We start from the raw sequence: 12,382 nt of genomic DNA, 5'->3' as shown, positions 1-12,382 counted from the left end.
TGTGTCCAACTTTCGTTGGCGTCATGGACGCCGCCGCTCCTACGGTGGGGTGCGGAGCCGTCGCACGGCGGCTCCGCGACGAGCACCCCCGAGCGAGGAGTCCGGCATGACCCTTCTGACCACCCCCTTCGGCTTCGCCACCACCGCCGAGGAGGTGGCCGCCGAGATCGACCTGAGCGGGCGGCGCGCGGTGGTCACCGGCGCCTCCTCCGGACTGGGCGCGGAGACCGCCCGGGTGCTGGCCGCCCGCGGCGCCGAGGTCGTCCTCGCCGTCCGGGACCCGGCGGCCGGCGAGCGGACGGCCGCCGGGATCACCGCCTCCACCGGCAGCGAGGCCCTGCGGGTGGCGCCGCTGGACCTGACCGACCCCGCCTCGGTGTCCGCCTTCGCGGCCGCCTGGAACGGGCCGCTGGACATCCTGGTGAACAACGCCGGGATCATGGCCTGCGCCGAGCAGTACACCCCGCAGGGCTGGGAGCTCCAGTTCGCCACCAACCATCTGGGGCACTTCGCCCTCGCCAACGCCCTCCACAGCGCGCTCGCGGCGGCCGGCGGCGCCCGGGTGGTCGTCCTGAGCTCCACCGGCCACCAGCGTTCACCGGTGGTCTTCGACGACCCGCACTTCGCCTTCCGCAGTTACGACCCATGGGCCGCGTACGCCCAGTCCAAGACCGCGAACGTGCTCTTCGCCGTGGCCGCCGCCCGCCGCTGGGCCCGGGACGGGATCACCGCCAACGCGCTGATGCCGGGGGCCGTCAGGACCAACCTCCAGCGGCACGTCGGCGGCAGCAGCGGACGGGTCTCCCCCGACCAGATCAAGACCCTGGAGCAGGGCGCCGCCACCACCGTCCTGCTGGCGGCCTCCCCGCTGGTGGAGGGCGTCAGCGGGCGCTACTTCGAGGACTGCAACGAAGCCGAGACCGTCGACCGCCGCACCGGCACACTGCACGGCGTCGCCCGCTACGCCGTCGACCCCGACAACGCCGAGCGGCTGTGGACCCTCTCCGAGCGGCTGCTCGCCGACGGGGCCGGCACAGCCCGCCGTTGAGCCGGGGACGGCGGCCCCGGTGGCATCGGGAGAACCGCTTCCAGGAGAGAACGAGGAGAGAAGAGGAGACGGCATGACGACGAACGGACAGCGGATCGCCCTGGTCACCGGGGCCACCCAGGGCCTCGGTCTGGCCCTGGTCAAGGGACTGGCCCGGCGCCTGGGCGCCGGCGACATCGTCTACGCGACCGGCAGGGACGCCCGCAGGCTCAAGGAGATCGCCTCGGAACAGGTGGGCTCCGGCGCCGAGATTCGCGCCGAGCTCTTCGACGTGGCGGACCCCACCCGCGCGCAGGAGCTGGCGGACGCCCTGACCGAGCGGCACGGCGGAGTCGACATCGTCTTCGGCAACGCGGTGATGCGGGTGACGCCACAGGACGACCCGCGCGCGGTCGTGACCCCCTTCACCGAGGTCAACAATCTGGGCACCACCCGGCTGCTGCGGGCGTTCGCCCCGGCCCTGCGCGACCACGGGCGGCTGATCGTGGTGGCCAGCGCGCTGGGCACGCTGGCCTCCCTCGCGCCCTCGCTGCACAGCCGCTTCGACGGGCTGCCCACCCTCGACGCGGTGGACGCGGCCGTCATCGACTGGCGGGAGGCCGTCCGCGACGGCAGCGCCTTCAGCGGTCCCTGGCCGGCCTTCGTCAACATCCCCTCGAAGATCGGCCAGGTGGCGGCCGTCCGCACCCTCGCCGCCCAGCGGCGGGAGCGGGACCTGGCCCGCGGCATCCTGATCGCCTCGGTCTGCCCCGGAATGATGAACACCCCGACCTCCCAGGCGTGGTGGGACGTCAGCGCCGCGCCCACCCCGGAGCAGGCGTCCTCGGCCCTGCTGGATCTCGCACTGGGCCCGCTCGACCCGGGCCAGTACGGCGAGCTGGTGCGGGAGGGTCGGGTGGTCCCCTGGCGTCCGGCCGCCGCGGGGCCGGGGGGCAGGGCGTAGGGGGTAGGGCGTAGGGGGTGGGCCGTAGGGCGTAGGGTGGGAGCGATAGCGAACGAACGCTCTCTTTTTTTGGAGGCGAGATGGCCCTCGCTCCCCTGCCCGCGGTCACCCTCACGCCGGTGGCCCACTTCCCGGAGGGGTTCTTCCTGGAGAACCTCCTGGTACGCGCCGACGGGTCGGTGCTGATCACCGCCTTGCTGCAGAAGCAGCTGTGGTGCGTCCCCGGCCCGGCTCCGCGCGCCATGACCGAGCCGGTACTGGTGCACACCTTCGAGCATCCGGTCACCGGACTCGTGGAGCCGGAACCCGGCGTGCTGGTGCTCAGCCTCACCGAGGGCTACACCACCCACGAGTCCCAGCTGGTGCGCCTCGATCTGACGGGCTGGGCCCCGGGTCTGCCCGTCTCGCCCGAGGTGATCCTCAGCTTCGACGAGCGGGCCCGGGCCCTCAACGGCAGCTGCCTTCTCGGACCCGGGGTGCTGGCCGTCGCCGACTGCTTCGCGGGCCTGGTCTGGCGCGTCGACCTCGGCCCCGGTGCGCGCTCCGCGACCGCCCGGGTCTGGGCCGAGCACGACACCATGGCCGACGACCCGGACGGCGGGGTCCCCTGGCCGCCCCAGCCGGGCGTGAACGGCGTCCGCTACGGCCCGCGGACCGGCTACCTCTACTTCACCTCCACCGCGCAGCAGGTGTTCATGCGGGTCCCCGTCGACCCGGACACCCTCGACCCCTCCGGGCCACCGGAGTTCGTCGCGGCCATCGACAACGCCGACGACTTCTGCCTCGACGAGGCGGCCGGTTTCGCCTACGTCACCCGGCACCGGGCCAACACCCTCGACCGCGTCCCCCTCGCCCCGCGGCACGGCAGCGAGGTCCGGCACATCGCCGGCGACCCACTGGACCGGGCGCTCGTCGGGCCGTCCAGCGCCCACTGGGGCAGCGAGCCCGGCGACCACGGCCGGGTGATGTACGTGACCACGGACGGCGGGACCACCTCGGCCCCGGACGGCATCGTCCGCCACGCCGCCCTGCTGCGCGCCGAGCTCCGCCCCCGGCCGGAGCTCCGCGCCGAGGAGGACCCGTGCCGAAGGTGAGCCAGGAGTACAAGGACCGGCAGCGGGCCGAGATCCTGGACGCGGCCAGGCGCTGCTTCGTCCGCAACGGCTTCCACCGCACCTCGATGCAGGACGTCATCGCCGAGGCGGGCCGGTCGACCGGGGCCGTCTACCGCTACTTCGCCGGCAAGGACGACATGATCCTCGCCGTCGCGACGGAGAACCTGGCCGAGGTGGCCGGCGCGCTGCGAGCGGCCGTGCGCAGCAGCGGCCAGAGCGGCGGCGGTGGCGAGGGGGGCGGCGGCTCCGATCCCGCGCGGGTGATGACCGCTCTGCTGGAGGACGTCGCCTCCCGGCACGCCGACCAGCGGCTCGCCACGGTGGCGCTGATGGTCTGGGCCGAGGCACTGCGTGATCCGGCACTGGCCGAGCGGCTGCGTTCGGCCAGTGCGCAGATGGCGGGGGACCTCGCGGACGTGGTCCGCGAGGTCCAGGCGGCGGGCGGGCTGGAGGGCGCGTCCGCCGAGGCGGTGGCCCTGGCACTGCTGGCCATGCTGCCGGGGTTCCTCCTCGACCTGGCACTGCTCGAACAGGACGGCACCGGCTCCTTCCCGGACGCCCTTCGGGTGCTGCTGCCGGGGCAGCCCCGCTCCTGAGGCCCCGAGCCGGTCAGCGCGGCTGGGGCCAGGACTCCGGGGGCGGCGGGGCGTCGTCCGGCTCGCGGACCTGGGGGTGCTGCTCGTCGAACTCGCGCAGGGCGGTGCGGGCCTCGACGACATGGGCGAGCAGGCGGTCGGCCTCCTCGCTCTCGCCCCAGTCGGGGACGCCGGTGATCAGGGCCTGGCTGCAGGTGAGGGTGTAGACCTGGTTCGCGCGCTGCAGCGCCTCCAGGAGTTGCCGGCGTTCCTGCTCCAGCTTGCGCCGGGCAGGGCTGTCAGGAAGGTGGAAAGTGCGCGGGTCCACGATGTCGTCCCTGGTCGTTGCGATTCCTTCGTGACCGTAGGGCCTCTCGGGGCCGGATGACCAGCGGGTCGCCCGCAATGGCCTATGCCGATCTCCGGCGCCTCGGCGATCAGAGCGCCGCCGCCACGGTCTCGGCCACCGCGGTGACCGCGGGGGCTGCCCGGCCGGGCAGCCGGGCCACCAGGATCCGGCGGATCTCCGGAGGGGCCCCCTCGACCCGGACCAGTGCGACGCCCGGGGGGAGCACGGGCGCGAGGCGGGCGGGGACCGTGGTGACGCCGAAGCCGGCGGCGACCAGGTGGAGTTTGGTCAGCCAGTCGCGGGCCCGGTGGGCGACGGTCGGCCGGCCGGGCAGACCCGGCCAGACACCGAGGAGGGGTTCCGCGCCGGTCGAGGGGGTGTCGATCCAGTCCGCCGTGGCGAGCTCGTCGGCGTCCACGGCGGTGCGCCCCGCGAACCGGCCGGTGGCGGCCACCGCCACCTGGAGTTCCACCTCCCCCGCGACCCGCAGGTGGAGCCGCGGGGACTCCGTGTCCGGCGGGCGGTGCGGCGGCCGGGAGGAGAGGACGGCGAGATCGATCGAGCCGGCGCGGAGGGCGCGGGCGAGAGACGGCGTGGTGCCCTCCCGCGTCCGGACGGTGATCTGCGGCTGCTCCGCCGCCAACCGGGCCAGCACGGTGGGCAGGATGGCGGCCCCCGCGCTGAGGAAGACCCCGAGGCGTACCACCTGGGCGGGTGCGGCCGCGCCGGAGAGCTCACGCTCGGCTGCCGCCGCCGCGTCGAGGATGGTGCGGCCGTGCCGCAGCAGGGTCAGGCCAGCGTCGGTGAGCCGGACCCCGTCCGGACGGCGTTCGAAGAGAGCGGCGCCGGCGGCCTGCTCCAGGGCGGCGGCCTGCCGGGAGATCGCCGACTGGGTGTAGCCGAGCTGCCCCGCGGCGGCGGTGAAGCTCCCGGACTCGGCGATCTGGCGGAGCACCCGAAGGCTCCCGGTGGAGATGTCCATGCGCAGTACGCATACCAGAGATGCGAGACCTTCGCTTCCCGCATGCCCTGGCCGGTGGTTAGCGTCGAACCGCCGGCACGACGGGCCGGTGGACGCCGAACGAGGAGAAGAGCCATGCGAGCAGCGGTACTGACGGCCTTCGGAAGCCCCCTCACGGTGGGCGAGCTGGCGGACCCGGTGGCGGGCGGGGGCGAGGTGCTGGTGGGAGTGCTGGCCGCGGCCGTGCTGCCGTACACCCAGGAGGTCTTCTCGGGGGCGCGGAACTACCCCTTGGAGCCGCCGGTGGTGCCCGGGGTGGGCGCGGTGGGCCGGATCGCCGCGGTGGGTCCGGACGCGACCCGGCTGCGGGTCGGGGACCTGGTCTGGTGCGACGCCACGCTGCGCTCCCGGGACGACGCCCTGACCCCGGACATCGCGCTCCAGGGCTGGAGCTCCCGGGGGGCGGGCGGCGCCCGGCTCGCCCGCCATCTGCCCGACGGGTCCTACGCGGAGCTGATGCGCACCCTCACCGAGAACGTGTATCCGCTGCCGCCGGCGGCCGACGAGGACCCCGCCCGCTGGGCGGCAGCGCTCACCGTGTACGCCGTCCCCTACAGCGGCCTGGCGGCCGGCGGCCTGGCGGCCGGGGAGACCCTGCTGGTGAGTGGCGCCACGGGGAACTTCGGCAGCAGTGCGGTGGCGGTCGGCCTGGCGATGGGCGCGGGCCTGGTCGTCGCCCCGGGCCGGAACCGGAAGGTGCTCGCCCGGCTCGCCGAGCGGTTCGGGCCGCGGGTGCGGACCGTCCCGCTGAGCGGGGACCCGGAGACCGACACCGCGACGATGGTGGAGGCCGCGGAGGGCCCGGTCGACGTGGTGCTCGACCTGCTGCCGCCGCAGGCGCCGAGCGCGGCCGTCCGCGCCGCGGCGATGACCGTCCGCGAGTACGGGCGGGTGGTGCTGATGGGCGGGGTCGGCATGCTCGGGGGCGAGGACCTCGCGCTGCCGTACCCCTGGCTGATGCGGAACTCGGTGACCGTGCGCGGGCAGTGGATGCTTCCGCGCGCGGCGAACGCCGGGCTGATCCGGCTGGTCGGCTCGGGGCTGCTGGACCTCGGTGGCGAGCAGGTCCGGGGCTTCGCCCTGGAGGAGGTCAACGAGGCGGTGGCCTACGCGGCCGAGCACTCGGGGCCGTTCGACCGCACGGCGCTCATGCCGTCCCCGCGGTGAGCCCCGCCTCGGCTCTCAGGCGCCGGCGGTGAGGACCGAGATGCCGAGCGCCAGCAGGGCCAGCACCTTCAGGCACTCCAGGGCGACGTAGTAGAGGTGGGCCCGGGAGCGCGGAAGCTCCTCGCCGGCCAGGACGCGGTCCGAGCGGCGGTTGAGGCCGGGACGGACCAGGGCGAGCTGCGCGGCCAGCAGGACGGCCGCGACGACCGCCGGGACGACGGACGCGCTGTGGCCCCAGATCCCGCAGGCGGCCAGCGCCACCACGGCGAGGACCGCCTCGGCGGTGTTCAGCGCGCGGAAGACCATCCGGCCGATGCCCAGGCCGATCGGGATGGTGACCCCAGGGCGCGGAACTTCAGCGGCGCCTCCAGGAAGGAGATGGCCAGCACCATCCCCAGCCAGACGAAGGCGACCGCCACGGCGGTGGCGGGCGCGGCGGTGACGTGGATGATGGTCGGCTCCCCTCGGCTGGTCTCTCTCCCAGACCAGTTTCGCCGGTGCCGGGGGGTGGCGTGGACCCGGGGTGGGGTGGAGGGGGCGCGGGGGTGGAGCGGGAGCCGGGTCGGGTGGGGCCGCGCCCGGCCGGGTCAGGGTTTGCGGGCGACGGCGGCGTAGAACGGGACGCGCTCGCGGGAGAGGGCGAGGTCTTCCGGGGCGGTGGACCGCCACTCGTGGACCGGGCAGAGGCCCGGCTCGACGGGGTCCAGCCCGGACAGGAACCGCATGATCTCCTCGCCGGAGCGCAGCGCGAGGCTGGTGCCGCCGGTCGCGTACGCGTCCTCGGTGTCCTTGCGGTGGGTCAGCATCTCCGGGGCGACGAAGTCCGCGGTGCTGTGGGAGAGGACCAGCATGCTGCCCGACGGCAGCATCTCCTTCAGCCGCTGGACGGTCTGGTGGGGGCGGTCGGAGTCCGGGACGAAGTGGAGGACGGCCATCAGGAACAGCGCGATCGGCCGCTTCGGGTCGATCGTGCGGGTCAGCTGCGGGGAGGAGAGGATCGTCTCCGGATCGCGGAGGTCCGCGTCGATATAGGTGGTGCGGCCCTGCGGGGTGCTGGTGAGGAGGGCGCGGGCGTGGGCGAGGACGATCGGGTCGTTGTCCACGTAGACGATCCGGGCGGCGGGGTGGATCCCCTGCGCCACCTCGTGGAGGTTGGGACTGGTGGGGATGCCGGTGCCGATGTCCAGGAACTGCGTGATGCCCTCCTCGGCGGCGTAGCGGGCGGCGCGGACCATGAACCGGCGGTTGGCCCGGGCGGCGGTGAAGGTGTCCGGGAAGAGCGCGCGGATCTTCTCCGCGGCCGCCCGGTCGGCGGGGAAGTTGTCCTTGCCGCCCAGGTAGTAGTCGTACATCCGGGCGGTGTGCGGCAGGTCGGTGCGCAGGTCCCGGCCGACCGGGGCCCACTCCTCGGCGCCGTCGGCCCCTCGCGTGCTCGCCATGCCCAAAGCGGTTCCCCTCCGGCATAGTTGACGCCCGGTCATCAACTGTGGCGAACCACTCTAGAAGACTCCGCCCCCACGGCTGAAGCCCTTAATCGGCCGCCTCGCCGGCCTCGTTGCGCCAGGCACGCACCGCAGCTCCGCACTCCCGTACCGCCCCGGCCCGTCCGTCAGGAGTGGCGGGCGTCCAGGGCCGCCTGGACCAGGCCCGCGGCGAATCGGGGCAGGTCACGGCCGTCCACCAGACCGGCCAGCTTCCCGGGGTCCCGGCCCAGGCCGAGGGCGTCGGCGCCCTCCCGGGCGCGGCGGTCGAAGGTCGGGCGCAGTTCCGGCCACAGGCCCTGGGCCTCGCGGCAGAAGATGTCCGCGCCGGTCGGGCCGATCCGCGGCACCTCGCGCAGCAGCTCCCGCACCCGCTTGGGGTCGCCGTCCGCCTCCGCGCGGAGGCGGCGCAGATCGCCGTGCCAGCGGTCGAGGACGAGCTCCGCCCCCTCCCCCAGCGCGGTCGCGGTGCTCTCGTCGTAGCGGCGGTAGTGGGCGCGCCCCAGCGCGTCCACCCGCTGCTGCCAGGTCGCGTCGGCCATCGCGCGGGGGGTGCGCATCCCCGCGCGGAACAGCTCCCGGGCGGCATGCGCGGCCATCTCGGCGCGGATCGGCGCCGACGCCAGCACGCAGACCACCAGCAGCTGGTAGAGCGGGGCGGGCTTGTCGGCCAATGTGATGCCGGCGTCCTCCGCGTACGCGCCCGGGTGCTCGCGCAGCAGGCGGGCGACGGTCTCCTTCCGGCTCGGGCTCACGGCTGCTCCTTTCACTGGCTGCGACCTCTTTCGGGGGCCTCTTTCGTGGGGCCTCTTTCGTGGGGCCTCTTTCACGGGTCGCGTACCCGGGGAAGGGCGGGGCGAAAGATCCGTTTTGTTCTCCCGGGCGTGGACGGCCCGGCGGCCCCGGCGGCGGGGAGGACTAGGCTTCGGGGGTCGATTCCGCGGAGCCTCTCCGCGGCAGCCGAACGGCCTGGGAGGCCCCGAATAGACCCCACTCACCTCGCCGGCTACCTCGACAGGCTCGGCTTCGCGGAGCGATCGCTTCCGCCCACGTCGGAGACCCTGACCGCGCTCCATCGGGCGCATGTCGAGCGCATCGCCTACGAGTGCATCGACCACCACGTCCCGCGTCGCACCCCGCTGGCCGCCGCCGACTCGGTGGGCCGGCTCGCCGGCGGCCGCGGCGGGTACTGCTTCCACCTCAACGGCGCGTTCGGCGCACTCCTGCGCCACCTCGGCTTCGGCGTCACCCTCCACCGCGCCGATGTGCAGCACACCGCCGGCGGCCCGGTCGAGGAGGGACACCACCTCGCCCTCACCGTGACGGCCGGGGGCCGGGCTTACCTGGCCGACGTGGGGCTGGGCGACGGGCTCCACGATCCCCTGCCGCTGCGGCCCGGCCGGTACACCCAGGGCTCCTTCACCTTCGTGCTGGAGCGGACGCCAGGCGGGTGGCGGTTCACCAACCACGAGCGCGGCTCCTTCCGGTTCTTCGAGTTCGACGAGGCCCCGGCACGCCTGCCGGAGGACTTCGCCGAGATCCACGAGTGGTTCGCCACCTCGCCGGAGTCCGGTTTCGTCCGCACGCTGACTGCTCAGCGGCGCGACGCCGAGGGGTTCGACGTGCTGCGCGGCTGCGTGCTGCGCCGCCTGGACGCGTCCGGCCAGCGCGAGCGGGAGATCGTGAGCGCCGAGGAGTGGTACGCGATCCTCACCGGTCTCTTCGGCCTCGACCTCTCCGATCTGGACGCCGCCACCCGCCGCCGGCTGTGGGCGAGGACCTGGGCCGCGCATGAGCGCCGGCGCGCGGCGCGGGCGGCGGCGGGGCAGGCGGCTGGTGGTGGGATGATGGCGGATCCGTCCGGCGAGAGTTGAGAGTACGGCAGGAGACCTGGCGCCTTGTCCGAGCAGAACGACGACCGTCCGACCGAGGCCGCCCTGCGGCTGGCCCTGAAGGCCGACTGCACGGCCTGCTTCGGGCTGTGCTGCGTCGCCCTGGCCTTCGCCCGCTCCGCGGACTTCGCGGTGAACAAGGCCGCCGGGCAGCCCTGCGAGAACCTGCGGAAGGACTTCAGCTGCGGCATTCACGCCCGGCTGCGGGAGAGCGGCTTCCCCGGCTGCACCGTCTTCGACTGCTTCGGGGCCGGGCAGCAGGTCTCCCAGGTCACCTTCGGCGGCCGGGACTGGCGCGCGGAGCCCGGGCGGGCGGCGCTGATGTTCGAGGTCTTCCCGGTCATGCGGCAGCTCCACGAGCTGCTGTGGTACCTCACCGAGGCCCTGGCGCTGCCGGCCGCCGGGCCCGTCCACGAGGAGCTGCGGCGGGCGCGTGCGGACGTCGACCGGCATACCCGGCTGGGCGCGGAGGAACTGGCCGGGCTCGATGTGGCGGCGGTCCGGGACGGGGTCAACCCGCTGCTGCTGCGCGCCAGCGAACTGGTGCGCGCCGGGGTGCGGGGACGGAAGCGCGACCACCGAGGGGCCGATCTGGTCGGCGCACGGCTGGCCGGCGCGGACCTTCGGGGTGCGAGCCTGCGCGGGGCGCTGCTGATCGCGGCCGATCTGCGCGGGGCCGACCTGCGGACGGCGGACCTGATCGGCGCCGACCTGCGCGACGCCGATCTGCGGGGCGCCGACCTGACCGGGAGCATCTTCCTGACGCAGGCTCAGCTGAACTCGGCGAGGGGCGACGGGGCGACCCGGCTGCCCGCCGGCCTGGTGCGGCCGGGCCATTGGTGAGTCGGTGAGTCGGTCACGCGATGCCTCGATGAGCCGGTGACTCGACGACTGACCGGCCGCCCCCCGGCCGGTTCAGTCCCGGGCGCTCCACTCGTAGGTGCGGGGCACGGAGCTCTCGTCCTGCTCCGGCCGGGTGAGGGTGTAGTGCGGGGCGTCCGCGTCCGGATGACCGGCGAGGTCCTCGGCTCGGGCGATGGTGCGGACGGTGAACACCTCCAGCGGAAGGCGGTGGTCCTTCGGGAAGGGCAGTTCCTCGCCGTCGCGGGGGCCGCCGACGAAGCGGACGGTGAGATTCTCCGTCTCGGACGGCCGGGATATGGCTTCCAGCGGGCCGCCCTCGCGGTACTGGATCGCCCACTGCGCGGGCCTGGTGAAAGTCCCCACGATTCCTCCGCTGATGCTGGGGCCGGCGTGGAGGCCGGCGCTTTCCCGGACCGCCGGGGAGTGCGGGCCGGATGGGTGCTCCGCGCGCCTACCCCAGGACCGCGGGGGACACACGCTGCGCGGAGCGTCGCGGGGGCGGCACCGCGCGCTGCGGGCGGTGCGCTCGGTTCGGGCTTCATCCGGCGGGCTACAGCTTGGCGCCGACCGGCGCGGTCGGGGTGAACTCGACGGCGAGGTTCTCGTATCCGCTGACGAAGGCGGCGGGCCGCAGCGGTGGCTCCTCCGCGGAGGCGAGGCGGATGTCCGGCAGCCGATCGAGGAGCACGGTGAAGACGGTGTCCAGTTCGAGCCGGGCCAGCGAGCTGCCCAGGCAGAAGTGCGAGCCGAGGCCGAAGGCCAGATGGTCGTTGGGGCTGCGGGTGATGTCGAATCGGAACGGGTGGGGGAAGACCTCCTCGTCGCGGTTGGCGGAGGGGTAGAGCAGCAGCACCTTCTGGCCCTCCGCCAGCCGCCTGCCGCGGACGGTGGCATCCCGGGTGAGGGTGCGCGCCATGTTCTTGATCGGCGTGACCCAGCGCAGCATCTCCTCGATCGCCGAGGGCAGCAGGGCGCGCTCGGCGCCCAGCCGCGCCCAGTTCTCCCGGTCGGCCAGCAGTCGGTAGAGGCCGCCGCTGATGACGTGCCGGGTGGTCTCGTCCCCGCCGATCAGCAGGAGCAGCGTCTCGTGCAGCAGCGAGTCGTCGTCCAGCCGGTCCCCGTCGACCTCGGCCCGCAGGAGCACGCTGACCAGGTCGTCCCGGGCCGGGCCGGCCCGGCGGTCGGCGAGGACGGAGCCGAAGTACTCGCTGTAGCCGGCGAAGGCGCAGGCCGACCGCTCCATCACCCCCGGGTCGCCGAGCTGCCCCTGAGCCCGCATCAGGTCGTCCGACCAGCGGAGGAGATCCCCGTACCGGTCGGGTACGACGCCGATCAGGTCGCCGATGACGATGAGCGGCAGCCAGGCTGCGATCTCCGTGACGAAGTCGCAGGAGCCGCGTTCGCAGACCCGGTCCACCAGGGCGTGGCAGACGGTCTCTATGCGCGGGCGCAGTTCGCGTACCCGGCGCGGGGTGAAGCCCTTGTTGAGCAGGCGGCGACGGCGCAGGTGCTGCGGGTCGTCCATGTCGATCATCATCGGCAGGGCGCCGGTCTCCGGGCGGATGCCGCCGGCGTTGGAGAAGACCTCCGGGTGGAGCGAGGCCTCGCGGACGTCCTGGTACTTGGTGAAGGCCCAGACGCCGCCCTCGGCGTCCCAGTGCACGGGGTCGTTGGCACGCAGCCAGGTCAGGCCGGTGTGGGGATCGCCGCCCCAGAACTCACCGCTGGTCAGTGCGGTCCGAGGGGCGTCGGCCCGGGTCCCGCTCATGGTTGCCTCGGCCATCCGGAGTGCCTCCGACCGGTTGACGGTGCTCGGGTGGTTACACTCGGCGCCGGAAGTGTAAGGACGGGATCTTGGATCCTCAACCCTCGTGCGGGGTGGGCGGATCGGCCGTGCGGGCGGCGCCACCGCGAGCGCGCCGGTCCC

At 74.2% G+C, this 12,382-nt stretch carries 13 protein-coding genes and 1 pseudogene; 7 read left to right on the top strand and 7 right to left on the bottom strand.

Translation table 11 applies throughout. The features are described from left to right. Positions 1 to 106: 106 nt before the first annotated feature. The 4 genes from BS73_RS03010 (at position 107) to BS73_RS02995 (ending at position 3,702) form a co-directional block, all read left to right on the top strand. A complete protein-coding gene (locus tag BS73_RS03010) occupies positions 107 to 1,048 on the top strand; it encodes an SDR family NAD(P)-dependent oxidoreductase (RefSeq protein ID WP_037568957.1) in 942 nt (313 codons plus the stop codon). 73 nt (positions 1,049 to 1,121) lie between these two features. Beyond that, a complete protein-coding gene (locus BS73_RS03005) occupies positions 1,122 to 1,991 on the top strand; it encodes an SDR family NAD(P)-dependent oxidoreductase (protein WP_037568955.1) in 870 nt (289 codons plus the stop codon). Positions 1,992 to 2,071: 80 nt separating this feature from the next. Further along, complete coding sequence (locus BS73_RS03000; RefSeq protein ID WP_051939200.1) at positions 2,072 to 3,085, top strand: hypothetical protein; 1,014 nt, start codon at positions 2,072 to 2,074, stop codon at positions 3,083 to 3,085. Next, positions 3,073 to 3,702, top strand: coding sequence for a TetR/AcrR family transcriptional regulator (locus BS73_RS02995; RefSeq protein WP_037568953.1), 630 nt, complete (start codon positions 3,073 to 3,075; stop codon positions 3,700 to 3,702). The genes BS73_RS03000 and BS73_RS02995 overlap by 13 nt, the downstream gene beginning before the upstream one ends. 13 nt (positions 3,703 to 3,715) lie before the next feature. Here BS73_RS02995 and BS73_RS02990 read toward each other — a convergent pair whose 3' ends face one another. Both BS73_RS02990 and BS73_RS02985 read right to left on the bottom strand, forming a co-directional pair. Continuing rightward, positions 3,716 to 4,009, bottom strand: a complete 294-nt coding sequence (locus BS73_RS02990; protein WP_037568951.1) for a hypothetical protein — start codon at positions 4,007 to 4,009, stop codon at positions 3,716 to 3,718. Positions 4,010 to 4,118: 109 nt separating this feature from the next. Then, positions 4,119 to 5,012 carry a LysR family transcriptional regulator gene (locus tag BS73_RS02985; RefSeq protein ID WP_037568945.1) on the bottom strand — a complete coding sequence of 298 codons (894 nt, stop codon included), beginning with the start codon at positions 5,010 to 5,012 and terminating at the stop codon, positions 4,119 to 4,121. A 114-nt stretch (positions 5,013 to 5,126) separates the two neighbouring features. Between BS73_RS02985 and BS73_RS02980 the strand changes: the two genes are divergently transcribed. Beyond that, a complete protein-coding gene (locus BS73_RS02980; protein WP_037568943.1) occupies positions 5,127 to 6,218 on the top strand; it encodes an alcohol dehydrogenase catalytic domain-containing protein in 1,092 nt (363 codons plus the stop codon). A gap of 15 nt (positions 6,219 to 6,233) precedes the next feature. On the opposite strand, the pseudogene BS73_RS02975 reads toward BS73_RS02980, so the two are convergent. The 3 genes and pseudogenes from BS73_RS02975 to BS73_RS02965 form a co-directional block, all read right to left on the bottom strand. After that, positions 6,234 to 6,610, bottom strand: a pseudogene (locus BS73_RS02975) (hypothetical protein). A gap of 195 nt (positions 6,611 to 6,805) precedes the next feature. After that, positions 6,806 to 7,657, bottom strand: coding sequence for an SAM-dependent methyltransferase (locus BS73_RS02970; protein WP_051939198.1), 852 nt, complete (start codon positions 7,655 to 7,657; stop codon positions 6,806 to 6,808). Positions 7,658 to 7,827: 170 nt separating this feature from the next. Next, the gene (locus BS73_RS02965) at positions 7,828 to 8,454 is read right to left on the bottom strand and encodes an endonuclease (protein WP_037568941.1); all 627 of its coding nucleotides are present in this window, start codon (positions 8,452 to 8,454) and stop codon (positions 7,828 to 7,830) included. 129 nt (positions 8,455 to 8,583) lie between these two features. Here BS73_RS02965 and BS73_RS02960 point away from each other — a divergent pair, with 129 nt between their 5' ends. Continuing rightward, positions 8,584 to 9,573 carry an arylamine N-acetyltransferase family protein gene (locus BS73_RS02960; RefSeq protein ID WP_161789627.1) on the top strand — a complete coding sequence of 330 codons (990 nt, stop codon included), beginning with the start codon at positions 8,584 to 8,586 and terminating at the stop codon, positions 9,571 to 9,573. Positions 9,574 to 9,597: 24 nt separating this feature from the next. Then, the gene (locus tag BS73_RS02955; protein ID WP_037568939.1) at positions 9,598 to 10,434 is read left to right on the top strand and encodes a pentapeptide repeat-containing protein; all 837 of its coding nucleotides are present in this window, start codon (positions 9,598 to 9,600) and stop codon (positions 10,432 to 10,434) included. Positions 10,435 to 10,506: 72 nt separating this feature from the next. On the opposite strand, the gene BS73_RS02950 is transcribed toward BS73_RS02955, so the two are convergent. Further along, a complete protein-coding gene (locus BS73_RS02950; RefSeq protein WP_037568937.1) occupies positions 10,507 to 10,818 on the bottom strand; it encodes a hypothetical protein in 312 nt (103 codons plus the stop codon). 187 nt (positions 10,819 to 11,005) lie between these two features. Beyond that, positions 11,006 to 12,238 carry a cytochrome P450 gene (locus BS73_RS02945; RefSeq protein ID WP_200886617.1) on the bottom strand — a complete coding sequence of 411 codons (1,233 nt, stop codon included), beginning with the start codon at positions 12,236 to 12,238 and terminating at the stop codon, positions 11,006 to 11,008. Positions 12,239 to 12,382: the final 144 nt, after the last annotated feature.

Origin of the sequence: Phaeacidiphilus oryzae TH49 (assembly GCF_000744815.1) — a bacterium.
Lineage (GTDB): Bacteria > Actinomycetota > Actinomycetes > Streptomycetales > Streptomycetaceae > Phaeacidiphilus > Phaeacidiphilus oryzae.
The sequence above is the reverse complement of the archived record's forward strand: the minus strand, read 5'-3'. Positions and strand labels throughout refer to the sequence as shown.